The organism is Thioclava litoralis (assembly GCF_045278885.1).
Classification (GTDB): Bacteria; Pseudomonadota; Alphaproteobacteria; order Rhodobacterales; family Rhodobacteraceae; genus Thioclava; species Thioclava litoralis.
The window spans coordinates 2,631,117-2,654,191 of record NZ_CP135443.1 but is presented as its reverse complement, the minus strand read 5'-3'; the positions used below and the strand labels follow the sequence as shown (position 1 = coordinate 2,654,191).

The following is a 23,075-nucleotide window of genomic DNA, read 5'->3' as shown; positions in this document are numbered from 1 at the left end:
TCCTTGACAAAGGCGGGGCACTCACGTCTTTTAGCCCTGCGTTCAGGTTCCTGTCTATGACAGGTGAAAAGGGAATGCGATAGGGACGGTGCGACACGGTCCCAAGCGCAGCCGCCCCCGCGACCGTGACCGAAGAGGCCGCATGCCACTGGAGCCATCCGGGAAGGCGCGACCGGCAGGAGGAGACTCTCTTCCTGACTTCGCAAGCCGGGAGACCTGCCTGAGACGCGGATGAGAACGGGCGATCGGGGTGTGTCGTGGCCGGACGGAAGGGGAAACCGGTGGTTTCGGCTTTCGGCCAGTGCTATGCGCCCTGTAAGGGAGAGCATATGACAGATGTAACCGTGACAATCTGCACCACCTGCCGCCGCGCAGGGGACGAGGCCGATCCGCGTCCGGGAACGCGGTTGCATCAGGCGCTGCAGCACGCCGACCTGCCGCAGGGCGTAAAGGTGCGGGCTGCCGAATGTCTTTCGGCCTGCACGCGGTCCTGTTCGATGGTTCTGGCCGGAGGGGCGCAGCGTTGGACCTATGTCTATGGCGATCTCGATCCCGATCTGCATCTTGAGGATATCCTTAGCGGGATCCGCGCCTATAAGGACACCACCGATGGTCTGGTGCCTTGGCGCGCACGCCCGGTAATCTTTCGCAAACAATCCATTGCGCGTATTCCGCCGCAAAATGATCCGCAGGAGTGATCAATGACCAATCTCGCAAAGGTTCCGGTAACGGTTGTCACAGGGTTTCTGGGCGCGGGCAAAACCACGCTGATCCGCCATCTGATGCAAAACCCGCAAGGCCGCCGTCTGGCCGTGCTGGTCAATGAATTCGGCACCGCAGGGGTGGATGGGGATATCCTCAAATCCTGCGCCGATGAAAACTGCCCCGAGAATAACATCCTCGAACTGGCCAATGGCTGCATCTGCTGCACCGTGGCCGATGAATTCATTCCCACCATCGAACGCCTACTGGCGCTGCCTGAAACCCCCGACCATATCCTGATCGAGACCTCGGGGTTGGCGCTGCCCAAACCGCTTCTGAAAGCCTTCGACTGGCCTGCGATCCGTTCGCGGATCACGGTGGACGGGGTGATCGCGCTGGCGGATGCCGAGGCTGTCGCCTCCGGCCAGTTCGCGCCCGATCTGGGAGCGGTCGATGCACAGCGCGCCGCCGATCCCTCGCTTGATCATGAAACGCCGCTGTCGGAGGTCTTCGAGGACCAGATCGCCTGCGCCGATATCGTGCTTCTGTCCAAAGCCGATCTGGCGGGCGAAGAGGGGCTGGCAAAAGCCCGTGCCGTCATCGAGGCCGAGGCCCCGCGCAAGCTGCCGATCCTGCCGATGACCGAAGGCGAAATCGACCCGCAGGTTATCTTGGGGCTGAATGCGGCGGCGGAAGACGACCTTGAGGCGCGCCCGTCCCATCATGACGGCCACCACGACCATGAACATGACGATTTCGACACGATTGTCGTGGATCTGGGCGAGATCGAGGATATCGCAGGGCTTGAGGCACGCATGATCGCGATGGCGGGGGATCTCAATATCCTGCGGATGAAAGGCTATCTGGCGGTGAAGGGCAAGCCGATGCGCTATCTGGTGCAGGCGGTGGGCACCCGCCTGCGCGGCCAGTTCGACCAGCCTTGGGGCAGCCGTCCGCGTGCCTCGCAGCTGGTGGTGATTGCCGAGCATGATCATATCGACCGTGCGGCGATCGAAACCGCTTTGGGACTGGTATCGGCCTAAATCATGCATGTCGTCTTTCGCGAAACTCACGGGCTTGATCAATCCGATCAGCCGCAGGATCTGGCGCAGGCCCCTGCGGATCTGGTGGTGCTGTCCTTTTCCGATAGTGATCTGGGCGCGTTCGCGGCAGGCTGGAAACGTGCGCAGGGGGGCAGCCCGCTGCCCTCTTGCCGACTGGCCAATCTGGTCGCGCTGAAACATCCGCTTTCGGTCGATACCTATGTCGAACAGACCCTTTCGGGGGCGAAGGGCGTGCTTGTGCGGTTGATTGGTGGCGAAAGCTACTGGCCTTACGGGCTGGCCTGCCTGCAGGATCTGGCGCGGCGCAAGGGCATCGCACTGGCGGTCCTGCCTGCGGATGGGCGCGAGGATGCGCGCCTTGATGCGCTTTCCACGCTGCCGGTCTCGACATTGCGGCGCTTGCAGGCGCTGTGCGATGCGGGCGGGGCGGTGGCCGCACAGGCCGCGCTGGCCCAGCTTGCTCTGGCTGCGGGGCTGTATGCGGGGCCGGTGGCGGGGCTGAAATCGGTGCCCGATTACGGGTTCTACCTGCCCGAAAAGGGCGTTATTGCGCCGCCCGAGGACACCGGGCCGGTGGCCTTTGTGACCTTCTACCGGTCCTATCTGACGGCGGCCGATACCGCCCCTGTCGATGCCTTGATCGAAGCGCTTCGGGCGCGGGGGTTTGCAGCTTTCGGGGTCTTTGTGCCCTCCCTGAAAGCGGCGGGTGTGCCGGATTGGCTGCGCGGTGAGATTGCGCGGCTCAAACCGGTTGCAATCGTCAATGCCACCGCGTTTTCGGCGCAGGGTGCCGAAGGTGGCTCGCCCTTGGATCAGGCCGATGTGCCGGTGGTGCAGGTGGCGCTTTCCACCGCGCAGCGCCGCGATTGGGCCGCCTCCGAGCGCGGTCTCGCCCCTTCGGATCTGGCGATGCATGTTGTGCTGCCCGAGGTGGATGGCCGCCTGTTTGGTGGCGTGATCTCGTTCAAAAGCCCCGGCAAACGCGATCCGGATCTGCAATATTCCCGTTTCGCCCATCGCCCCGATCTGGGGCGGGTCGCGCAGGTTGCCGAACGGGTTCTGGCGCTGTATCGGCTCGGTCAGATGCCTGCCGCGCAAAAACGTCTGGCCTTCGTGCTTTCGACCTATCCGGGCAAGAGCTACCAGATTGCCCATGCGGTGGGGCTGGATGCCTTGGCCTCGGTGGAACATCTGGTGGCGACGCTTGCGGAAGAGGGATATCCCCTGACCAAAGTCAGCGATCTGGGCGCCGTCTTGCAGCATGCCGTGCTGCACTATTCGCTGGATGACTACCGGCTGGCGCTGGCCAACCTGCCCGACAGTCTGCGCGATGATCTGGCCGAGGCATGGGGTGCCCCCGAGGACGACCCCGCCTGCCGCAACGGGCAGTTCCAGTTTCCGGCGATCCACTGTGGTAAGGGGGTCGTGGCTTTGCAGCCCGAACGCGCCGATCGTGCCTCGCGCGAGACGGATTATCACGATCTGTCACGCGTGCCACGTCATGCCTATGTGGCCTTCTATCTCTGGCTGCGTGGCCAGACCGATGCGGTCCTCCACATGGGCGCACATGGCACGGTTGAATGGCTCCCCGGTAAATCTGTTGCCCTATCAGATACTTGCTGGCCAGAGGCCCTGCTGGCCGCCTGTCCTGTCATCTATCCGTTTATCGTGAATGATCCGGGCGAGGCCGCACAGGCCAAGCGTCGCATCGGCGCTGTAACGATTGGCCATGTGCCGCCGCCCTTGGCGCAGACCGCGATGCCTGAAAGCCTGATGCGGCTGGAGGCGTTGATGGATGAATATTCCACCGCCGACGGGTTGGACCCCGCCCGCCGCGACCGCCTTATTGCCGATATCCGTGCCGAGGCACAGGGGCGCGGGGTAGAGGCCGATCTGGGGATCGCAGAGGCCGCCTCGGCCGCCGAGGCGATCACCCGTCTGGATGCGTTCGTCTGCGACATCAAGGAAAGCCAATATGCCGAAGGGCTGCATGTGTTTGGCACCGGTGCCTGCGGCACCGCGGAGACGCAAGGGGTGATCCGCGCGCTGGCGGGGCGTTTCGTGCCGCCCGGTCCTTCGGGTAGTCCGCATCGGGGGCGGGCGGATGTGCTGCCGACGGGGCGCAATCTCTTTACCACCGATCCGCGCGCAGTACCGTCGCGGGCGGCCTATACCCAAGGGGTCAAGCTGGCCGAAGAGCTGATCCGCCGTCACCTGCAGGATCACGGGGATTGGCCACAGGGGCTGGTTGTCGATCTGTGGGGGTCGGCCACGATGCGCACCGCAGGCGAAGAATTTGCGATGGCGCTGCATCTTGCCGGTATCAAACCGGTTTGGGATAGCAATTCCGAACGGGTTTCGGGGTTCGAGCTGGTGCCGCTGGCCTTGCTCAACCGTCCGCGGATCGATGTGACCTTGCGGGTGTCAGGGTTGTTCCGCGACGTGTTTCCGGGGCTGGCGCAGCTTTTCGAACTGGCGGCAGAGGCTTTGGCACAGCGCGAGGAAGCGGCAGAAGACAATCCCTATCGGGCCAGAACCCCGCGCGTTTTCGGCCCCAAACCCGGTCTTTACGGGTTGAATATGGGAGAGGCGCTTGAGGATTATTCCGATGAAGGGCGTGTGATGGCGGGGGAGGCATGGCTGAATGCTTCGTCCCATGCGATTGATGCCAAAGGAAATATCATGCCCGCCCGTGCGGCACTCGAGATGCGGCTGGCAGAGGCGGATACATTCGTGCATCTGCAGGATCTGCCCGAGACGGATCTTCTTGTGGCTTCGGATTATGCCGCGCATGAGGCGGGGTTTGCGGCGGCAATGGCGCGTCTGGGGCAGGCGGCCCCGAAATCCTACCATCTGGATGCCACCCGTCCCGATCAGCCCCGTGCCCGTGCCTTGACGGAAGAAATCGCCCGTGTGGTGCGGGCGCGCGCCGCCAATCCGGATTGGGTCGATAGCATGATGCAGCACGGCTTTCGTGGCGGGGCTGAAATTGCCGCGACACTGGATCATCTTGCCGCGTTCGCGCATCTGTCACGCGCTGTGCCGAGCCATCTGTTCGACCTCTATTTCGAGGCCACTCTGGGCCGCAGCGAGGTGGTCGATTTCCTTGAAAAGGACAATCCGCAGGCACTGGCGGCGATGTGGGATAGGTTTCGGGCCTTGTCTGATGCTAACCTCTGGGTTACGCGGCGCAATTCGATTCAGGATGCGCTGGCTCAAACCGCTTTGGGAGCAGATGAATGACACAGGCCACAGGGCAGCCGCAGGCCCCGCAAGGCAATGCAGCGCAGATCAGGGGGTGGTGCCCCGGTGCCCATAGACCGATGCTGTCTGGCGACGGGCTGGTGGTGCGGGTCCGGCCTTGGTACGGGCGGCTGACGAAAGGGCAGGCAGGGGCGCTGGCGGGCCTGTCCGCGCAATTCGGCAACGGTCTCATCGACCTGTCCTCGCGCGGCAATCTGCAACTGCGGGGGATCCAGCCCGAAGATCACGAGGCCGTGCTGAAGGCGCTGGCACCGTTGGGGCTGCTTGATCATTCGCTGGCTGCCGAGACGCGGCGCAATGTCATCACCCAGCCCTTCTGGCAGATGGGCGATCTGACCCAGCGGCTTGGCGATGCGCTGAGCGCGGCGCTGGCCGGTGAGGACGGCCCCGCGCTTCCGGCGAAATTCGGCTTTGCGGTGGATTGCGGCGAGGTGCCCCTGTTGCAGGACGCCTCTGCCGATATCCGGCTCGAACGCGGGCAGGCGGGGTTGATCTGCCGTGCGGACGGGGCCAGCGCCGGACGTCCCGTGACCGCGCAAACGGCTGTGGCGGCCTGTCTGGAGATGGCCGAATGGTTTCTGTCCAGCGGCGGCATGACCGAAGGGCGTGGCCGGATGCACCGGCATCTGGCGCAGGGGGCGGATCTGCCGCCTGCATGGCGCGAAAGCCCCAAACAGAAGGGGGCGGCGCCCCCCGCTCCGGAGCTTTTGCCACAGGGTGCGTTTTTTGGCGTGGCCTTCGGGCAGATCAGGGCCGAGGAACTGGCCGAGATTGCCAGCTATGGCAAGCTGCGTCTGACGCCGTGGCGCATGGTTCTTGTCGAGCAGGCCCGTGAATTTCCGCATATTGCCAGTGCTGTGACCAGGGCCGATGATCCGCGCCTGCGGATGTCTGCCTGCACGGGCGCGCCTGCCTGCCCGCAAGGTCTCAGCCCGACGCGGCCTCTGGCACAGAAGATCGCCAGACAGGGCCTGCCGGCTGGCGGGCACCTGCATATCTCGGGCTGCACCAAGGGCTGTGCCCACCCGCAAGACTGCGACATGGTGGCGGTGGCGACCGCCAGCGGATGGGCCTTTGGCCGGAACTGCCGGAGTTCGGCGCTGGCTGCGGGGCATTTGAGTGAAACCGAATTGACCAAAGAAATCAGAGAAGGCGCGGGGGACTAATGCCGCATTTATACGAAACCGACGGGGCCAAAATCTACGCGGAGAGCTTTGCGACGATCCGTGCCGAGGCCGATCTGGCACGGTTTGACACGGATGAAGAACCGGTTGTGGTGCGGATGATCCACGCCGCGGGGCTGGTGGGGCTGGAACGCGATGTGATATTTTCGCCGGGCATGGCCAGCATTGCCCGCGCCGCCCTTCAGGCGGGGGCCCCGATCCTGTGTGATGCGCGGATGGTCTCGGAAGGCATCACCCGCGCGCGGTTGCCTGCGCAAAACGAGGTGATCTGCACCTTGCACAGCCCCGATATCGTCGAGCGTGCGAAGGCGATGGGCAATACGCGTTCGGCGGCGGCGCTGGAGCTGTGGCGCCCGCATCTGGCCGGTGCGGTGGTGGCCATCGGCAATGCGCCCACGGCCCTGTTCCATCTGCTCAATATGCTGGAAGACCCCGACTGCCCGCGTCCGGCGGCGATTATCGGCTGCCCTGTCGGCTTTGTGGGGGCGGCGGAATCCAAAGAGGCATTGATGCAGGATCTGCCCGTGCCCTCGGTCATCGTGCGCGGACGCTTGGGAGGCTCGGCGATTACCGTGGCGGCAGTCAACGCGCTGGCCAGCCGGAAGGAATAAGATGGGCAAGCTTGTCTGTGTGGGGCTGGGCCCCGGCGATCCCGATCTGATGTCGGTTCGGGCGCATCGTCTGGTGGGGGCGGCCCGTCATGTCGCCTATTTCCGCAAGAAGGGGCGGATGGGGCAGGCGCGCCGCATCGTCGAGGGCCTGTTGCCGGACGGGGTCACCGAATATCCGATGGATTATCCGGTGACGGTCGAGATCCCTTTTACCGACCCCGAATATAACCGCCTGCTTTCGGAATTTTACGACGATTGGGCCGAGCGCCTTGCCATGCTGTGTCAGGGGCAGGATGTGATCGTGCTCTGCGAGGGCGACCCCTTCTTCTACGGCTCGTTCATGCATCTCTATACCCGCCTCAAGGACCGTATTCCCGTTGAGGTCGTGCCCGGAATTACGGGGATGTCGGGCTGTTGGACGGCGACCGGCGCGCCGATCACATGGGGCGATGATGTGTTGACCGTTGCGATGGCGACCCTGCCCGAGGCCGATCTGGCGGCACGGATCGCGCAGACCGACGCGCTTGTGGTGATGAAGATCGGACGCAATCTGCCGAAGCTGACCCGCGCGTTGCAGAGCGCCGGTAAATTCGGGGATGCGTGGATCGTCACGCATGGCACGATGGACAACCAGACCGTGCGACGGCTTGACGAGGTCACCGGCGAGGTGCCCTATTTCTCGATTGTTGTGGTGCATGGGCAGGGGCGCAGACCATGAGCGGCTGGTTGCAAGTGGCGGGGCTTGGCCCCGGTGACGAGGATCTGGTGACGCCGCAAGTGCAGGCCGCGCTGTCCGGGGCCACCGATATCATCGGCTATATTCCCTATGTCCGCCGCGTGCCCGACCGTGCGGGGCTCACCAAGCATGAAAGCGACAATCGGGTCGAGCTGGACCGCGCCCGCCATGCGCTGGAACTGGCCGCCAAGGGCGCGCGGGTGGTGATTGTCTCCTCCGGCGATCCGGGGGTGTTTGCAATGGCTTCGGCGCTGTTCGAGGCCCTTGAGGCGGGGCCGCAGGGCTGGCAGGATCTCGATATCCGTATCCTGCCGGGCATTACAGCGATGCTGGCGGCCAGTGCGCGGATCGGGGCACCGATGGGGCATGATTTCTGCGCCATCAACCTGTCGGATAACCTCAAACCGTGGCCGATCATCGAGAAGCGGCTGCGGCTTGCGGCACAGGCCGGATTTTCGATGGGCTTCTACAATCCGCGTTCGGCCTCGCGCCCGCACCAGTTCGGTCAGGCTTTGGCGATCCTGCGCGAAGAGTTGCCCGCAACGGTGCCGGTTTCGTTTGCGCGCAATGTCTCGCGCCCTGACGAACGGATTGTGACGGTGCCTCTGGGGCAGGCCCGTGAAGACATGGCCGATATGCGCACCGTCGTGATTCTGGGCACCGCCGAAACACGGCAGGTCGGGCGGTTCACCTATACGCCGCGCTCCTATCCCGAGGCATCCTGAACGCCATGATCTCCCGCGGCCCCTGCACCGGTGCTTTCAAGCCAGCCCAGAACGTCATCGGCGTGATGGAAGATCCGGCGCCCTGTAAGTATGGGGCGTTCGATCATGATCACCGGAATCTGCAACTGCCGGGCCGCCTCGATTTTGGCTTCCGCCCCGCGTCCTCCGGCGTTTTTGGCCACCACAAGCGTGATGCGATGCTTGGACATCAGGGCCAGATCCTGCGCCGTCTCGAACGGTCCGCGTGCCAGCACGACCTGCGCATCGGGCAGTGGCAGCGGATCGGTGGGCGGATCGACAAGACGCAGCAGGTAATGATGCTGGGGCGCCCCAGCGAAAGCCGCAAGGTTCTGCCGTCCGATCGCCAGAAAAATGCTGCCGGGCGTGGCGGGCAGCGCGGCGGCGGCGGCTTCCATATCGGGCACGGATCGCCAGCGGTCGCGCGGCCCCGCCTGCCAGGGCAGCCGCTCGAAGCTGCACAGTTGCACAGATTCTGCCGCACAGGCATGCAGGGCGTGGCGGCTCATCTGCGCGGCAAAAGGATGGGTCGCGTCGATGACATGGGTGATGGTCTCGCGCCGCAGATAGTGGCGCAGCCCTTCGATACCGCCAAATCCGCCCACCCGAAGCGGCAGCGGCTGCGCCACCGGCGCGCGGGTGCGACCGGCATAGGAATATACCGCGCTCTGGCCCGAAACAGCCAGAAGGCGCGCCATTTCAGCGGCTTCGGTGGTGCCACCCAGAAGAAGGATACGGGACATGGGTAAGCCTTGGCTGCACATAATCGGTTTGGGCGAGGATGGACCAGCGGGACTGTCGGATGCAAGCCGCGAAATTCTGGCACGCGCGGACGTCATTTTCGGCGGGCCGCGCCATCTGGAGTTGGTGGGGGCGGGGGCGCGCGGGCGCGCGTGGCCGATCCCCTTCGATCTGGCCCCCGTTCTGGCGCTGCGCGAGGGACGGCCTGCAGATCTGGAGGTGGTGGTTCTGGCGTCGGGCGATCCGTTCTGGCACGGGGCGGGCGGATCTCTGGTGCGCCATCTGTCGCCGCAGGACTGGATCTGCCATCCGGCGGTCTCGTCGGTGTCATGGGCTGCGGCGCGGCTGGGCTGGCGGCTGGAAGAGGTGACAAGCTTCGGTCTGCATGCCGCCCCGCTGGCCCGCATGCGGGCGGATTTGCAGCAGGGCGCGAAGCTGGTCGTGACGTTGCGCGGCGGTGCACAGGTGCCCGACCTCGGGGCCTATCTGACGGGCTTGGGCTTCGGGGCGTCGGAGCTGACGGTCTTCGAGGCGCTGGGGGGGCCGAGAGAGCGCCGTCACCGGATGCGCGCCGATCAGGTGGCAGGTCATTTCGGCGCACCGGTTCTGGTGGCGATTGCCGTTGCGGGCGGGCAGGGCCTGCCGCGTGGCTTCGGCCTGCCCGATGATCTTTTTACCCATCACGGCCAGATCACCAAACGCCCCGTTCGAGCGCTGACGCTTTCGGCGCTGGCCCCGCGTATGGGCGAAAGGCTCTGGGATCTGGGGGCGGGATGCGGCTCTATCTCGGTGGAATGGGCTTTGGCAGGCGGGCGGGCCAGCGCGCTGGAGCCGCGCCCAGACAGGCTGGCGCAGATCGGACAGAACGCCGCGCAATTCGGTGTCGAGCACCGTATCGATATCCATGAAGGGCAGTGGCCCCAGACCCTGCCATCTGCCGCCCCCGATGCCGTTTTTATCGGTGGCGGGCTGTCGCGCGAAGGGTTCGAAGCGCTTTGGGCGCGGATACCCGCAGGCACACGTCTGGTGGGCAATGCGGTGACGCTGGAAAGCGAAGCGCTGTATCTGGCGCTTCAGGCCGAATGTGGCGGGCATCTGCTGCGGGTCGAACTGGCCGAAGAGGCCCCGCTGGGGCGCATGCGTGGCTGGAACAGGGCACGACCGATCCTGCAATGGAGTGCCATCAGATGACGCGGGTGCTGGGAGTGGGGCTGCAATCGCGTGCCGAAAGCGCGGCCCTCGCGGCGCTTCTTGATGCCGCCCGCGAAGTTGCGCCCGACATGCTGGCGATCCTTGCGGATAAGGCCGATCATCCCGCGCTTCAGACCGTGCAAGCCGCTGGTTTGCCGGTCTGCCTGATTGCGCGCAGCCGTTTGAACGGGGTTGCGACCCCCACATATTCGGCCCGCGTGGCCGAGAGGTTCGGCACCGGCTCGGTGGCCGAGGCACTGGCGCTTGTGGCGGCAGGGCCGGAGGCGCGGATCGTGCAGCCAAGGGCCATCTCGCCCTGCGGCACAATGACGACCGCCCTTGCCGACAGCCTGAAGGGAGAGAAGAAGGAATGACCGTTTATTTCATCGGCGCGGGCCCGGGGGCCGCCGACCTGATTACCTTGCGCGGGCGCGATCTGATTGCCGCCTGTCCGGTCTGCCTCTATGCCGGATCGCTGGTGCCCGAGGCGCTGCTTGCGCATTGCCCGAGCGGCGCGCGGATCATCAATACCGCTCCGCTGTCACTGGACGAGATCATCGCCGAACTCCGTAAGGCGCATCAGGCCGGGCAGGATGTGGCGCGGCTTCATTCGGGGGATCTGTCGATCTGGTCGGCGATGGGCGAACAGCTGCGCCGTCTGCGTGCCGAGGCCATCCCCTACGAGATCTGCCCCGGCGTGCCCAGCTTTGCGGCGGCGGCGGCGGCACTTGAAACCGAACTGACCCTGCCCGGTGTCGCGCAATCGCTGGTGCTGACGCGCACCTCGGGCCGCGCCTCGCCCATGCCGGAAAACGAGACGCTGGAGACCTTTGCACGCAGCGGCGCGACCTTGGCGATCCATCTGTCGGTGCATGTGCTTGACGAGGTCGTCGCGCGGCTGACCCCGTTTTACGGGGCGGATTGTCCGGTGGCCGTGGTCTGGCGCGCAAGCTGGCCCGACCAGCAGATCCTGCGCTCGCATCTGGGCGAGGTGATTGCCGCCAGCGACGGGCTGCGCGGGCGCACGGCACTTATTCTGGTGGGGCGGAGCCTTGCGCAGGAAGGCTTTGCCGAGAGCTGCCTTTACGCGGGCGATTACGACCGCCGCTACCGCCCCGTGGGCACCGCGCCGCGCTTTCCGGAGGGGCAGGAATGATCCCCGACGGGCTGATCGTCTCGGCCACCGGATCGGGCACTGGCAAAACCACGCTGACATTGGGCTTACTCCGCGCCTTCCGGCGGGCGGGCGTGGTGGTCCGCCCGTTCAAGGCGGGGCCGGATTACATCGATCCGGGCTTTCATCATGCGGCCTCAGGCATGGCCTCGGCCAATCTTGACAGCTGGGCGATGCCGGCGGGGCTGATGGGGCAGATCATCGCCACTGCGCAGGGGGCCGATCTGGTGATCGCGGAAGGCGCGATGGGGTTGTTTGACGGGGTCGCCGCAATCGGGGCTACGGCGCGCGGGACGGCGGCGGATCTGTCGGCGCTGACAGGCTGGCCCGTGGTGCTGGTGATCGATGCATCCGGTCAGGCACAATCGGTCGGCGCGGTGGCCTTGGGCTTTGCACGGCTGCGCGCCGATGTGCGGGTGGCGGGCGTGGTGGTCAACCGCGTGGCCAGCCCGCGTCACGAGGCGATGGTGCGCGAGGGTCTGGCCGCAGCGGCTGTGCCCTGTCTGGGCTGCCTGCCGCGGGTAAGGGGGCTTGAAATGCCCTCGCGCCATCTGGGGCTGGTTCAGGCCAGCGAGCGCTCCGAGCTTGAGACACAGATTGACGCGATGGCTGATCTGGTGACCGCCCATCTGGATCTGGCGCAGATCCGTGAACTGGCCGCACCGACGCAATGTCCCGCAGGGGACGGACGCCCCGTTCCCCCGCCCGGACAACGCATCGCGCTTGCGCAAGATCAGGCATTTTCCTTTCTCTATCCGCATCTTGTAACAGGATGGCGCGCCGCAGGGGCCGAGATCATGCCCTTCTCGCCGCTGGCGGATGAGGCCCCCGACCCAAGCGCCGATTGCGTCTGGCTGCCCGGTGGCTATCCCGAATTGCATGCAGGGCGTCTGGCTGCGAACGGGCGTTTTCTGGCGGGTCTGACGGCTTTGGCCGGAACCCGCCCCGTGCATGGAGAATGCGGCGGCTATATGGTGTTGGGGCAAGGGCTTGTCGATAAGGACGGGCACCGCCACCAGATGGCAGGATTGCTGGGGCTCGAGACATCCTATGCGGCGCGCAAGATGCATCTGGGCTACCGGCTGGCCACCTTGGCCGCGCCCATCCCCGGTCTGGCGGCAGGCCAGAAGCTGCGCGGGCACGAGTTCCATTTCTCGACCATCCTCGCGCAACCCGATCTGCCTTTGGCCGAGGTGGTGGATGCGGCGGGTGCATCGGTGGTGGAAACCGGCTCGCGCAGGGGCTATGTCAGCGGGACATTCTTTCACCTGATTTCGGAGGTCGCATGAGCGGTTTCGTCAGTTTCGTCTCGTCGGGTCCGGGGGATCCGGAGCTTTTGACCCTGCGCGCCGCCGACCGTATCCGGCAGGCCGACGCCATCCTGTTCGATGATCTCTCTGCCGGACCGATCCTTGATCTTGCACGCCCCGATTGTGACCTGATCGGCGTTGGCAAGCGGGCAGGGCGCCCCTCACCGAAACAGGACCATGTCAGCCGCCTTCTGGTCGACCATGCCCGCAGCGGCGGCAAGGTGGTGCGGCTGAAATCCGGCGATTGCGGTATTTTCGGGCGGCTGGAAGAAGAACTGGCCGCCTGCCGTGCGGCGGGGATCGCCTTCGAGATCGTTCCCGGGGTGACGGCGGCCTCTTCGGCGGCGGCGGCGGCGCAAATCCCGCTGACACGGCGGTTGACGGCGCGGCGGTTGCAATTTGTCACCGGCCATGATGTCACGGGGGCGCTGCCCGACGAGATGAATATGGCCGCGCTGGCCGATCCGCAGGCCGTTACGGCGGTCTATATGGCACGCCGGACCTTTGTTGCGCTGTCCGAGCGGCTGGCCGAGGCGGGGCTGGATCTGGACACTCCGGCGCTGATGGCCGAATCGATTTCCCATCCCGACGAGGTGATCTGGCGCGGCACGATGCGCGCGCTGGCGGCCAAGATAACGGCGGAACTATCCGCCGGAGCCGTGTCGCAAAAACCGGCATTGATCTTTTACGGGGCGCTTGCCCCCGGCTGAGACGCGAATCCGAGACAGCTACAGAGAAAAACTTCCGCTCGGGGCTTAGGTCTTATTGACCTGAGCCCTTCGCTTATTCAAAACCGGAGAGACGGTTTCCGGCAGCCAAGAGGTGTTGCCGGATGAAAAGGGAATCCGGTGCGGTGTAGCCATCAGGCGCCAAATCCGGAACTGCCCCCGCAACTGTAAGCGGCGAGTCCGCGCCTGACAGCCACTCCGGTCCGAAATCGGGGGAAGGCGGCGCGATGGCGATGAACCGCAAGTCAGGAGACCTGCCGTGCGTCGGGGCGCAAGCCCTGTCTGTTCCATCAATCACGCCGTCGGGGTCGACGGCAGGGAGATACCGCTATGCATATCGAACCGGGCGTCGTTACGGGCGCCAAACTGTTTCTGAGCTATGCCACCGCCGCAGGCGCGGCCACCTATGTCACCCGCGAGGCGATCAAAACCCTCCATCTTGGCGATCTGCCGGTCACGCTTGCACGCGCCGTTGCGGCCACCGCTGCCGTTTTCGTATTTTTCGAAGTTTTTCCGCATCACGCGGTCGGCGTGTCCGAAGTCCACCTGATTCTGGGCTCGACGCTGTTTTTGACTTTGGGCCTTGTGCCGGCGGCCATCGGTCTGGCAATGGGGCTGCTGCTGCAGGGGCTGTTCTTTGCCCCCTTCGATCTGCCGCAATATTTCATGAACGTTACCACGCTGCTGGTCCCGCTTTTTGCGCTTTCGGCACTGGCCAAACGTCTCATCGCGCCTCACACGGCCTATGCCGATATCACCTATCGTCAGGCACTGGTACTTTCGACCGCCTATCAGGGGGGCGTTGTCGCCTGGGTCGCGTTCTGGGTCCTTTATGGCGAGGGCGTCTCGGCGGCGTCTTTGGTAAATGTGGCGACCTTCGGCATTGCCTATATGTCGGTGATCCTGCTGGAGCCGCTGATCGATCTGGCCGTTCTGGCCGGTGCCAAGGCGATCGGGCGCAACCGTTTCGTGCTTTCGCGGGTCTATACCGCCTGAGGCCGCGCGACGGTTTCGCGGAAGAAACGGGGCGAAGAACTGGTGAGCCCCGTTCCAACCTGTTAAAGACAAGGCGCGTTCCGCAAGGGGCGCGCTTTTCATCTTTCGGGGGAGTAGGATGTTCCATCTGTCGCTGATCGGGATCGGGGCCGGTAATCCTGACCATCTGACCTTGCAGGCCATTGACGCGATCAGGGCCTGCGATGTGATCCTGATCCCGCTCAAGGGCCCCGGGAAAGACGATCTGGCCGAAGCGCGCCGCGCGATCTGTGCTAGGGTCATCGGCACGCAGGGGCCACAGCTGCGCGAATTCCGGTTGCCGGTGCGCGACCCCGCCCAACCCGATTACCGTCGCAGGGTCGATGACTGGCATGACGACATTGCCCGCATCTGGGAGCGCGAATTGCACGCGGCCTTGCCAAAAGGCGGGCGCGCGGGGTTTCTGGTCTGGGGCGATCCGTCGCTTTACGACAGCACCCTGCGCATTGCCGAAAGGGTGGCGCGCGCTACCCCGCTCGAACTGAGCGTTGTGCCCGGGATCACCGCGATACAGGCGATGACTGCGGGCCACGCGATCCCGCTGAACGAAATCGGTGCGGCCGTGGCCATCACCACCGGACGCAAACTGCGCCAGGAGGGCTGGCCCGAAGGCATCGGGACGGTTGTCGTGATGCTGGATCAGGGCGGAGCCTTCGAGGCTCTCGACCCGGAAGGTCTCGAGATTTGGTGGTCCGCCTATGCCGGTATGAAAGAAGAAATCCGCTTGAGCGGCCCGCTCTCGCGCATGGCACCGCAGATCATGAAGACCCGCGCCGCGGCCCGCAGAACCCACGGCTGGATCATGGATATCTATCTGATGCGCAAAACACGGCACAGCGCCTGAGGCAGAAAGGCGGGAAACTATCGCCCCCGGGCGATAGGCGCATGGTCCCTGCCTGGCATGGGCCACGCTCGAACCGCGCTCGACACCGCATATCTGAAGGACGCATATCGGAAGGATCAGGAAAAGGTCGATACCGCGGACCGACTGGCCCAACGGTACGAACCCTGAGAACCTGCACTCGTAAAACACGCCACTGTGCTTGGCCGCGTCATCGAAAGGGCATCCACTTCTGGAACGAGCGGAGCCGATCCCGAAGCCAAGCAACCGGATTTTCGAACAGTATCCGGATTAAAAGGAAACTCGTTACGCTTTCAGCCTACTTTCGTAAGCTAGGCCGTTTTATAAATTGATCTGCCTAACGCACAATCCGCATTTGCGCGCAGGCGATATGCGGAGATATCATAAGACAATTACACATATTTGTGCTAAGGGGATAAATAGACCCAATATACTGATCAAAACATATTGGATTTCTTTTTCTAACCATAACAGGGCCGATCCCCCGCCTTCTGCTAGTGCAGGTCCCGCCGTCCTTTGCGCTCTGACCGCCGAGGGCGAACATCCGCTTTGAGCCCGTTCGGCTTCCGAGCTCCTCGACGGCGGTTTGTGCGCTTCCCCGAATTGCCCCAATCCCCCTTAAGAAGCCCCCCGTAAAATTCATCCTCGCAAAGACCGTACACTACTGGTGGCCTGTCAGTACAAGGTGATGTCTGTCGGTGACAGTTTCACGGGCGGGTGTACGACGGATGGCAGCGGGGTGTCCACTTTCGGGCCTATCAACGCTTTGCCGAGGTCAATGAAGGCGAGAATTTCACAAACGCTAGATTTGGCCGCCGCTTGAACGGTATGGGCATTGTTAAAGTTCCAGAACTGTCCAAGAAGCACATCCATCGCCGTGGGGCCTGCCTGAACGAGGTCGGCAAAGCCTATCTAAACGGGACGCGCGGCCTGATTGAACTCAAAGCGAAGGACCGAGCTGAACATCTGCGCGTCGTGTGACAGATTACCGGTATGGGTTACTACGGGTGGGAGGCGACTGGCCGGGCCGTCTCCCTACTCTCAGTCCAACTAGACGATATAATCAAAGTGATCGCTCAACCATTCGTCTCAGTCTCTTTGACCTATTTGCGTCTATGACTTGCGCCAACTGTCTGCCAAAATCAGATGTCCATCCCCAAAGTCGAGATACCAATCGTTCCAGCCATTCCGACTTGTCCGTGTAATGGTCCGCGATGCACCGGAAAATGTGCTGAACGGAGTGATCTGTCCCTCGACAACAAGCTGACCGTTCTTGATGATCCCTCTAAACACCTCACCGCTGTAAGTAAATTCACACAGAGTTCCATCTTCCGGTAAACCAGATCGTGAACCGCTGTTGTTTACTTCAACTGTTTTGGAGAAACCTTCATCGCGGATTGGAGAAATCCAGATACGTTTGGCCGATTTAAAGAGTATCTCAGCGCGCTGCTCTATCGTTTCCTCATCCCAATGATTCCATTCGTTCAAATCCCGATTCAAAGCCAAACTTGAATGAGCGCGAATGGCAGGCATCTTGGTCGCATACGGCCCATTGGAAACACTAGAATTGAGCTTTTGCGTTAAAAGCGTCAGATTCCCAATCGTATCAACTACCTTACCTCGGCGGAGCGTCTTAGATCGGAATTCCATATCGAAATCGTCAATCGAATCCGCATCTTCGTAGCCCGGAAGCGGCCATTTTTCCTGCCATTTTCGAGGCATGATATGCTCGATTGTCAAAGCAGACTTTATTTCTATGTTCTCATTCCGGTCGCTTCGCAGCTCAGTTTCGATTAACTCAAAGAGGTAGTTCAAACGATTCTGACGGACAGGACTATACTGATCGCGCGTCATCCAAGCGATGTTCCATTCCTCATCATCTGGCCATCTATCGATGTCGCTTTCACGCTCTGACAGGCTTTCGAACAGGGACTTGATTTGATCCCCAGGTGCCTCGCGCAGTTTGGGGATTAGGCCGACAAAAAGTTTATTGTAGTTTTTCGTTGTAAGGCGGCAGATGTCGCGTCGCAAAATATAGCTTTTTAGAATGGACAGGGCCTCGGGCAGACGATCACCAAGGTTCGCCTCGGTGGCCAAATACAGCACTAGCGGCAAAACGGTTGAAACATCAAATGCTTGCGCGAAGCGACCGAAGTCGCCAAGCGGGTCTGACTTACCCTGTCGGAACAAGTGTTCTTCTACTCTGGCAGATGCGGAAATCACTTCAAGCTCTGGAACAACGCTGGAAAATGGCCTCTGGTTCAAGATCCAGCGCCGATAGCTATCGTAAAGGTTCTCGATGGACACAAGACTTCCGATGTTCATCGACAGGTGATCGGTGAGCAACCAATCAAGCCTTGCGCTTGACTGTCGGCCTCTGGATGCAACCTGAGTCCAGAACGGCCTGTCCAGCGGCAACCAGTGTTGTTCATAAAGCTTGTCAACATTGAGCGACCCTTCCACTTGGCCCATACCTTTCGCGCGCTGGAAGATGAAGTTGCGCATCAGGTCACCCGGAGAAAGCTCCACCCCCCGACTGTTTAACGTTTCGAATATGGTCTGAGGGTCGTCACCACCTTCAAGCTCGATTGACACAATAGCCAATCCGTCCTTCAAGGCTTCGAATATCTTCTCAAAACGGTGCTCATCAAAGACACCGTCAACAACGACATGCTTTCTAATGGCGTCTTTAAGATATTCGTGTGCGAGCACTGATTTCTTGACGAAACCAACATCTTGTTGCTTCGGCAAAATGTCTTCAATTGATGCTTCCGGGTCAATTATTCCAGTGAATGACCTTCTATCCATCAAAGACGGCCAAAGTTTGAACCGTTCGATCTCGGGGTGCTCCATCACACCATCATTCAAAAGGTATTTTTGAAGCTCTGATGCATATCTTGAATCCGCTTCCAAAGCGACATCTCTAAGAGCTGCCAAGACTATTTGAAAAGTTGTCAACCGCTGCTGACCATCAATAATTTCGAACGCCTGAACCTGCTTACCAAAGGTCTTTATCTGGCCAATGACCATCGCGCCCATGAAATGGGGAACTACTGACATTCGATCTTCGTCAATTCGCTTGGCTATGCGCTCGATGTCTTCCCAAAGAAGGGGAATTTGAGCTTCGATGTTTCAAGCATACTGCCTTTGATACAGAGGTATTAGAAATCGCTTCTTTCCATCAAACAGCTCAATAATCGACCGCGTATAAGGCTTCATCTACTCGACTCACATTTTGTTTCTAACGCGGGATCGGCAGCTCCGCCGCGCCTTTTCCCGTTCGCCCCTCTCGGAGCCTATGACATGTGTACGATAGATGCACCCGGCTTTGAGCCAGTTACACTTCTAACCGACCAATACGAATCCAATGGCAAAATCTACGAGTTCGGTTCTTTTCACGGCCACCCGCGTAGCGACAGAGCTGGCCGGTCATAACATGTAATTTCGCCAGCGACGGTCAGAGACCACGATCACTCTGACGCTGTGAAAGCGCTTTGTGGGCTTCCTGCTGCGAAAAGCGCTCCCAATCCCGTTCCTCGCGTCTACGTGCCTGTTCCTCATCGTGGGCCAAATCGCTGGGCGGCGCGATGGATGTTGCTGCTTCCTTGGACTGTCCCGGCTCCGCACGATTCTTGGCCGTGTTGGGCGGGGCAGTTGGTTCGTCGAACTGGACAGAGGCCGTGGCGATTTGCGAAACGGCCCTCCCTGTGGCCTGCCAGATTGCCCGGTGTGCTGCATTGGCGGTCTTCTGGGCGGCGGCATAGGCAAGGTAGGACGCGACGCGTTTCGGGGTCGGCGGCAAGGCGCGACCCGCGATCATGGCCGCGCGTTGCCGCTTGATGTTTCCGCAGTATCGCATTGACCTTTGGGCCACGATGAACACCGGGAATGTAGTCCGGGCCATCTCCCCGCGGTTTCCGTCCCAGATTGACACGGTTGTTTGCTCTGACCCGTTGGAGTTCCGCGTTATCGCGCTTTTTCCAGTCCTTGCGCCGCCGCTCGATTTCAACCTTGCCCTGCTTGGCGTCGGTCAGCTCTCGCACCTTCGCGCCGAACACCGGACGGCCAGCCCCGCACACTGTCATTCTCCGGTCTGTCTCGACAATGTGGATGTGCCAGTTCTTTGCGCCTTCTCCATAGGCCTCGGGGTTAGGCGCGTGCAGTGCCCATGTGCTGGCGATGCCGTATTGATCCCGAAGCCACAGGCAATGGCTGCGCGCGACACGCTGTGCCGCTTCATGACCGCCCTCGCACAATTCATAAGGCAGTGCGATCACGGACTGGCGTCCGGGCCGTTCGTTGATTTTCTTCGCAACGCCCTCGGCCCCGTTCCACAGTTCCGCAAGGGTCCAGTCCCATGATCCGTCCGGGCCGACGACTTCCCAGTGGAGCACATCACCTTGGCCATCCTTGCGCCAGCAGGTCTTGTCCCGGCGCACATCGTACAGGCGGTCGCCGGTTATAAGCTTCTCGATCAGTTCACTGATCCCGATTGTGTCGTGCTCATCGGCGTCTTCGCTAAACTGACGCGCGGTTCGCTTGAGGGCATTGCGCTCGGCTTGGCAAATTGCTTCCGCCTGCCGGCTATCTTCGACTTGTGGGGTTGGATGCTCGTCCGCAATGATCACTTTGCCTTCGACACCGAGCGCCTTGCGCAAGTCCTGTTCCAAGATGCGATAGGCGCGCAGCTTGACCCCATCGGGGAAGCTGGACGCTGGCCCCTGGGCGATTTTCTCGATTAGAGAACGGAAATGCTTAGCCATAGTCAGCGCTATGGCGTTCATCATGTCGGTATAAAATTCGTGGTCGTTCATAACCGCCTCGATCATCGCCCACGCACGCTCGAAATCCGCAGATATGAAGGCACCGAGAATGCGGGCCTCTCTCTTGGAACGGGTGCGCAAGCTGACCGCCAAATGGCCGCGCGCTTGCAGGCTGGTACCACTGTCGTAACAAGGCACTGATATTTGGTTATTTTGTGATGGATGTATGACAATAACCGGATAGCGGCGGCGATACCACCACACGGCACCGCGTTTCGTCAGGTAAGCAATGCGTCCCATCTTTGGCTCCGACTTTTTGGGCGCAGTAAAAACCACGCTTTGGGGCACAGAGGGATAAGGATGACCTTGTCAAACAAAAAATCCCATCCAAGTCACTGACTTTGATGGGTTTTTCTGATATTGGCTCCGGCGGTAGGGATCGAACCTACGACCAATTGATTAACAGTCAACTGCTCTACCGCTGAGCTACGCCGGAACACGGTATTTCATCTTGACCCAGATGACGGGATGTTGGCTCCGGCGGTAGGGATCGAACCTACGACCAATTGATTAACAGTCAACTGCTCTACCGCTGAGCTACGCCGGAACATGTGGCGCTGTATAGCGACGGGTTTTCGGGCATGCAAGAGGCTAAATGACGTTTTTTTGGCAGAAATTCATCTTCGTTGAAAAATCGCCTGATCGGTGATGGGACCTGCCACCGAAAGCTCATCTTTTTCCATCATGTCAATGAGATGGGCCAGACAATTCCGGGTTGCGGCTTGCAGGATGCGAGGGGGCAGATCGCCATAGATCTGCCGCGCGAGCGTTGTGGCGCAGACGGGGGCTATGTGTGTGGCCTCGGCAATCTGGGCATGGCGGGCAAGGCGATGGGCGCGCAACTGGCCGATCCGTTTGCGCGGGGCAAGGATTGGCGCGCCATGCCCGGCCAGAAGCTGGTGCGGGGCAAGTGACTCGAGCCGGTCGAGCGCGGCGAAATAGGAGGCCAGATCGCCATCGGGGGGGGAGATCACCGTCGAGGTCCAGCCCATGACGACATCACCGCTAAACACCGTCGTGCCGAATTCGAAACTCAGATGGTTGCTGAAATGACCCGGTGTGTGATGGGCGGTAATTCTTGCCCCGCCCACAGTGATCTGCGCCCCGTCTGCCAGATTGTGGTCGGGTAGGAAGTCATGATCGATACCTTCGCCCCCTCCAAGCTGGCCTTCCTCGGCCAATCGCTGCATCAAAGCGCTTCGACCCGCTTGGGGCGCCCCGAATCCATAGGTGGCCGCGCCCGTTTTCGCGGCAAGCGCCTTGGCACCGGCGCTATGATCAAGATGGGCATGGGTCACCAGAATATGGGTGATCCGCTCATCCGGACCCAGCGCTGCCAGAATCGCCGCAAGATGGGCCTCATCCAGCGGCCCCGGATCGATCACCGCCACATCGCCTTGCCCCAGCAGATAGCTGTTGGTGCCGTTCTGTGTCATCGGCGAGGGATTGGGGGCCAGCACGTGGCGGATGCCATAGGCTCCCGTGGTGCCATTATTTTCGTCGGAACACGGCATCTTGGCTTTCCCTTTCTGCGGCTGCTCGCTACGGTTTTGGCATGAAATTCCAGTGGCTGAAACAAATGATGCCGCGCGGGCTCTATGGTCGCGGCGCGCTGATCCTCCTGCTGCCGATCGTTACGATCCAGCTTGTGGTATCTATTGTCTTTATCCAGCGTCATTTCGAGCGTGTGACCGAGCAGATGACCGGCTCGATGCTGCTGGAAATCGACCTGCTGATCGATGCCGTGGATGAGGCCCCCGATCTGTCCGCCGCGCGGGCCGAGGTGGAGCGCCTCGGGACACCTTTGCAGATGACCACCGATCTGCCCGCGATTCTCGACGAGACACGCGGCGACCATCGCAAGTTCTATGACCTGACCGGATTGGTGGTGATGGACGTTCTGCACCAGCTTGTCCGTCCGGTGCGGGCCATCGATCTGACGGACGGGGATCGGGTGGTGCTGTGGGTTTCAACCGACAAAGGTCTGATGAAGATAGACTTTTCCCGTCAGAGGGCCTCTGCGTCGAACCCGCATCAGCTTCTTGTGCTGATGCTGGTGGTCGGGCTGCTGATGACGGTCGTGGCCTTCTTGTTCCTGCGCAACCAGCTCAAGCCGATCCGGCATCTGGCGTTGATGGCCGAAGCCTTCGGGCGTGGTCAGTCTGTGCCCTACAAGATTTCGGGGGCGACGGAGGTGCGCTCGGCGGGGGCGGCCTTTCTGGATATGCGCAACCGGATCGAGCGGCATATCGAACAGCGCACGATGATGCTGTCGGCCATCAGCCATGACCTGCGCACCCCCCTGACGCGGTTGCGTCTTGGCCTGTCGATGCTGCCGCGCGACCCCGAAGATGCCAAGGATATCGAGGATATGGAGATGGATGTGGCCGAGATGGGCCGTCTGATCGACGCTTTCCTCGAATTCTCGCGCAATCAGGCACAGGCCGCCGCGCCGGATGACACCGATATCGGCCAGCTTGTCCGCGAGGCGGTGCACTATGCCCAACGCAGCGGGCGCCCCGTGATTCTGGGTGATTGTCCGGAGGCGGGAGAGGTCATTGCGAAACTGCGCGGCGACGATATCCGGCGCGCGCTCGACAATCTGATCGGCAATGCGCTGCGCTATGGCGGGCAGGCCGAGGTTGGTGTGACTTTGGGAGAAAAGACCATCAAGATCGCGGTCGAGGATCCGGGGCCGGGCATCGCGCCCGAGCGCCGCGAAGAGGCCCTGCGCCCGTTCACGCGCCTTGATCCGGCGCGCAATCAGGATTTGGGGCAGGGCGTGGGCCTCGGGCTGTCAATCGCATCCGATATCGTGCGCGCCCACGGTGGCAATCTCAATTTGCGCGAAAGCCCGTCGCTTGGCGGTTTGATGGCCGAGATCGTGCTGCCCCGTTAAGGGGCGGC

Annotated in this window: 19 protein-coding genes, 2 tRNA genes and 2 riboswitches; of the genes, 15 read left to right on the top strand and 6 right to left on the bottom strand. The window is 61.9% G+C overall.

The window, feature by feature from the left end:
* The first annotated feature begins 27 nt into the window (after positions 1-27).
* Positions 28-239: riboswitch (cobalamin riboswitch) on the top strand.
* 90 nt (positions 240-329) lie between these two features.
* The 7 genes from RPE78_RS13080 to cobJ are packed head-to-tail and all read left to right on the top strand — an operon-like array spanning position 330 to position 8,286.
* Positions 330-698: a DUF1636 domain-containing protein gene (locus tag RPE78_RS13080; protein ID WP_339107359.1), complete on the top strand. Its 369-nt coding sequence runs from the start codon at positions 330-332 to the stop codon at positions 696-698.
* 3 nt (positions 699-701) lie between these two features.
* A complete protein-coding gene (gene cobW / locus RPE78_RS13075) occupies positions 702-1,745 on the top strand; it encodes a cobalamin biosynthesis protein CobW (RefSeq protein ID WP_339107358.1) in 1,044 nt (347 codons plus the stop codon).
* Between the two features lie 3 nt (positions 1,746-1,748).
* Complete coding sequence (gene cobN / locus RPE78_RS13070; protein ID WP_406720804.1) at positions 1,749-5,009, top strand: cobaltochelatase subunit CobN; 3,261 nt, start codon at positions 1,749-1,751, stop codon at positions 5,007-5,009.
* Positions 5,006-6,196 carry a precorrin-3B synthase gene (locus tag RPE78_RS13065; protein ID WP_406720803.1) on the top strand — a complete coding sequence of 397 codons (1,191 nt, stop codon included), beginning with the start codon at positions 5,006-5,008 and terminating at the stop codon, positions 6,194-6,196. The genes cobN and RPE78_RS13065 overlap by 4 nt, the downstream gene beginning before the upstream one ends.
* The gene (locus RPE78_RS13060) at positions 6,196-6,825 is read left to right on the top strand and encodes a precorrin-8X methylmutase (protein ID WP_339107355.1); all 630 of its coding nucleotides are present in this window, start codon (positions 6,196-6,198) and stop codon (positions 6,823-6,825) included. The genes RPE78_RS13065 and RPE78_RS13060 overlap by 1 nt, the downstream gene beginning before the upstream one ends.
* A gap of 1 nt (position 6,826) precedes the next feature.
* The gene (locus tag RPE78_RS13055; RefSeq protein WP_339107354.1) at positions 6,827-7,543 is read left to right on the top strand and encodes a precorrin-2 C(20)-methyltransferase; all 717 of its coding nucleotides are present in this window, start codon (positions 6,827-6,829) and stop codon (positions 7,541-7,543) included.
* A complete protein-coding gene (gene cobJ / locus RPE78_RS13050; RefSeq protein WP_406720802.1) occupies positions 7,540-8,286 on the top strand; it encodes a precorrin-3B C(17)-methyltransferase in 747 nt (248 codons plus the stop codon). The genes RPE78_RS13055 and cobJ overlap by 4 nt, the downstream gene beginning before the upstream one ends.
* On the opposite strand, the gene RPE78_RS13045 is transcribed toward cobJ, so the two are convergent.
* Positions 8,268-9,047: a cobalt-precorrin-6A reductase gene (locus tag RPE78_RS13045; RefSeq protein ID WP_406720801.1), complete on the bottom strand. Its 780-nt coding sequence runs from the start codon at positions 9,045-9,047 to the stop codon at positions 8,268-8,270. The two genes, cobJ and RPE78_RS13045, sit on opposite strands and share 19 nt — an antisense overlap.
* Here RPE78_RS13045 and cbiE point away from each other — a divergent pair.
* The 7 genes from cbiE (at position 9,046) to cobF (ending at position 15,327) form a co-directional block, all read left to right on the top strand.
* Positions 9,046-10,236 (top strand): precorrin-6y C5,15-methyltransferase (decarboxylating) subunit CbiE, encoded by a 1,191-nt coding sequence (gene cbiE, locus RPE78_RS13040; protein ID WP_406720800.1) that lies wholly within the window; start codon positions 9,046-9,048, stop codon positions 10,234-10,236. The two genes, RPE78_RS13045 and cbiE, sit on opposite strands and share 2 nt — an antisense overlap.
* Entirely contained in the window at positions 10,233-10,610 is a 378-nt protein-coding gene (locus RPE78_RS13035) for a cobalamin biosynthesis protein (protein ID WP_406720799.1), read from the top strand. The genes cbiE and RPE78_RS13035 overlap by 4 nt, the downstream gene beginning before the upstream one ends.
* Positions 10,607-11,392: a precorrin-4 C(11)-methyltransferase gene (gene cobM / locus RPE78_RS13030; protein WP_339107349.1), complete on the top strand. Its 786-nt coding sequence runs from the start codon at positions 10,607-10,609 to the stop codon at positions 11,390-11,392. The genes RPE78_RS13035 and cobM overlap by 4 nt, the downstream gene beginning before the upstream one ends.
* Entirely contained in the window at positions 11,389-12,699 is a 1,311-nt protein-coding gene (locus tag RPE78_RS13025) for a cobyrinate a,c-diamide synthase (protein WP_406720798.1), read from the top strand. Before cobM ends, RPE78_RS13025 begins: the two co-directional genes overlap by 4 nt.
* A complete protein-coding gene (gene cobA / locus RPE78_RS13020) occupies positions 12,696-13,430 on the top strand; it encodes a uroporphyrinogen-III C-methyltransferase (protein WP_406720797.1) in 735 nt (244 codons plus the stop codon). The genes RPE78_RS13025 and cobA overlap by 4 nt, the downstream gene beginning before the upstream one ends.
* Before the next feature lie 75 nt (positions 13,431-13,505).
* A riboswitch (cobalamin riboswitch) is annotated at positions 13,506-13,725 on the top strand.
* A gap of 53 nt (positions 13,726-13,778) precedes the next feature.
* Positions 13,779-14,444 carry an energy-coupling factor ABC transporter permease gene (locus RPE78_RS13015; protein ID WP_406720796.1) on the top strand — a complete coding sequence of 222 codons (666 nt, stop codon included), beginning with the start codon at positions 13,779-13,781 and terminating at the stop codon, positions 14,442-14,444.
* Positions 14,445-14,562: 118 nt separating this feature from the next.
* Positions 14,563-15,327, top strand: a complete 765-nt coding sequence (cobF, locus tag RPE78_RS13010; protein ID WP_406720795.1) for a precorrin-6A synthase (deacetylating) — start codon at positions 14,563-14,565, stop codon at positions 15,325-15,327.
* A gap of 1,131 nt (positions 15,328-16,458) precedes the next feature.
* Here the strand turns inward: cobF and RPE78_RS13005 are convergent.
* From RPE78_RS13005 to RPE78_RS12985, 5 genes are all read right to left on the bottom strand, one after another.
* A complete protein-coding gene (locus RPE78_RS13005) occupies positions 16,459-18,462 on the bottom strand; it encodes a DUF262 domain-containing protein (protein ID WP_406721661.1) in 2,004 nt (667 codons plus the stop codon).
* 440 nt (positions 18,463-18,902) lie between these two features.
* On the bottom strand, positions 18,903-20,408 hold the full coding sequence (locus RPE78_RS13000) for a MobA/MobL family protein (RefSeq protein ID WP_406720794.1): 1,506 nt from the start codon (positions 20,406-20,408) through the stop codon (positions 18,903-18,905).
* Positions 20,409-20,529: 121 nt separating this feature from the next.
* Positions 20,530-20,604 (bottom strand) — tRNA-Asn (locus tag RPE78_RS12995).
* 36 nt (positions 20,605-20,640) lie between these two features.
* Positions 20,641-20,715: transfer RNA gene (locus RPE78_RS12990), tRNA-Asn, on the bottom strand.
* 70 nt (positions 20,716-20,785) lie between these two features.
* Positions 20,786-21,682: an MBL fold metallo-hydrolase gene (locus RPE78_RS12985; protein ID WP_406720793.1), complete on the bottom strand. Its 897-nt coding sequence runs from the start codon at positions 21,680-21,682 to the stop codon at positions 20,786-20,788.
* A gap of 41 nt (positions 21,683-21,723) precedes the next feature.
* Between RPE78_RS12985 and RPE78_RS12980 the strand changes: the two genes are divergently transcribed.
* On the top strand, positions 21,724-23,067 hold the full coding sequence (locus tag RPE78_RS12980) for an ATP-binding protein (protein WP_406720792.1): 1,344 nt from the start codon (positions 21,724-21,726) through the stop codon (positions 23,065-23,067).
* Positions 23,068-23,075: the final 8 nt, after the last annotated feature.

What these genes read in the sequence shown, in the direction of transcription:
- RPE78_RS13000 (WP_406720794.1), bottom strand. Translation starts at nt 20,408, where the DNA reads ATGGGACGCATTGCTTACCTGACGAAACGCGGTGCCGTGTGGTGGTAT.
- RPE78_RS13060 (WP_339107355.1), top strand. Translation starts at nt 6,196, where the DNA reads ATGCCGCATTTATACGAAACCGACGGGGCCAAAATCTACGCGGAGAGC.
- cbiE (WP_406720800.1), top strand. Translation starts at nt 9,046, where the DNA reads ATGGGTAAGCCTTGGCTGCACATAATCGGTTTGGGCGAGGATGGACCA.
- RPE78_RS13055 (WP_339107354.1), top strand. Translation starts at nt 6,827, where the DNA reads ATGGGCAAGCTTGTCTGTGTGGGGCTGGGCCCCGGCGATCCCGATCTG.
- RPE78_RS13035 (WP_406720799.1), top strand. Translation starts at nt 10,233, where the DNA reads ATGACGCGGGTGCTGGGAGTGGGGCTGCAATCGCGTGCCGAAAGCGCG.
- RPE78_RS13015 (WP_406720796.1), top strand. Translation starts at nt 13,779, where the DNA reads ATGCATATCGAACCGGGCGTCGTTACGGGCGCCAAACTGTTTCTGAGC.
- cobJ (WP_406720802.1), top strand. Translation starts at nt 7,540, where the DNA reads ATGAGCGGCTGGTTGCAAGTGGCGGGGCTTGGCCCCGGTGACGAGGAT.
- cobN (WP_406720804.1), top strand. Translation starts at nt 1,749, where the DNA reads ATGCATGTCGTCTTTCGCGAAACTCACGGGCTTGATCAATCCGATCAG.
- cobA (WP_406720797.1), top strand. Translation starts at nt 12,696, where the DNA reads ATGAGCGGTTTCGTCAGTTTCGTCTCGTCGGGTCCGGGGGATCCGGAG.
- cobF (WP_406720795.1), top strand. Translation starts at nt 14,563, where the DNA reads ATGTTCCATCTGTCGCTGATCGGGATCGGGGCCGGTAATCCTGACCAT.
- RPE78_RS13045 (WP_406720801.1), bottom strand. Translation starts at nt 9,047, where the DNA reads ATGTCCCGTATCCTTCTTCTGGGTGGCACCACCGAAGCCGCTGAAATG.
- RPE78_RS12985 (WP_406720793.1), bottom strand. Translation starts at nt 21,682, where the DNA reads ATGCCGTGTTCCGACGAAAATAATGGCACCACGGGAGCCTATGGCATC.
- RPE78_RS13080 (WP_339107359.1), top strand. Translation starts at nt 330, where the DNA reads ATGACAGATGTAACCGTGACAATCTGCACCACCTGCCGCCGCGCAGGG.
- RPE78_RS13065 (WP_406720803.1), top strand. Translation starts at nt 5,006, where the DNA reads ATGACACAGGCCACAGGGCAGCCGCAGGCCCCGCAAGGCAATGCAGCG.
- cobW (WP_339107358.1), top strand. Translation starts at nt 702, where the DNA reads ATGACCAATCTCGCAAAGGTTCCGGTAACGGTTGTCACAGGGTTTCTG.
- RPE78_RS12980 (WP_406720792.1), top strand. Translation starts at nt 21,724, where the DNA reads ATGAAATTCCAGTGGCTGAAACAAATGATGCCGCGCGGGCTCTATGGT.
- RPE78_RS13025 (WP_406720798.1), top strand. Translation starts at nt 11,389, where the DNA reads ATGATCCCCGACGGGCTGATCGTCTCGGCCACCGGATCGGGCACTGGC.
- cobM (WP_339107349.1), top strand. Translation starts at nt 10,607, where the DNA reads ATGACCGTTTATTTCATCGGCGCGGGCCCGGGGGCCGCCGACCTGATT.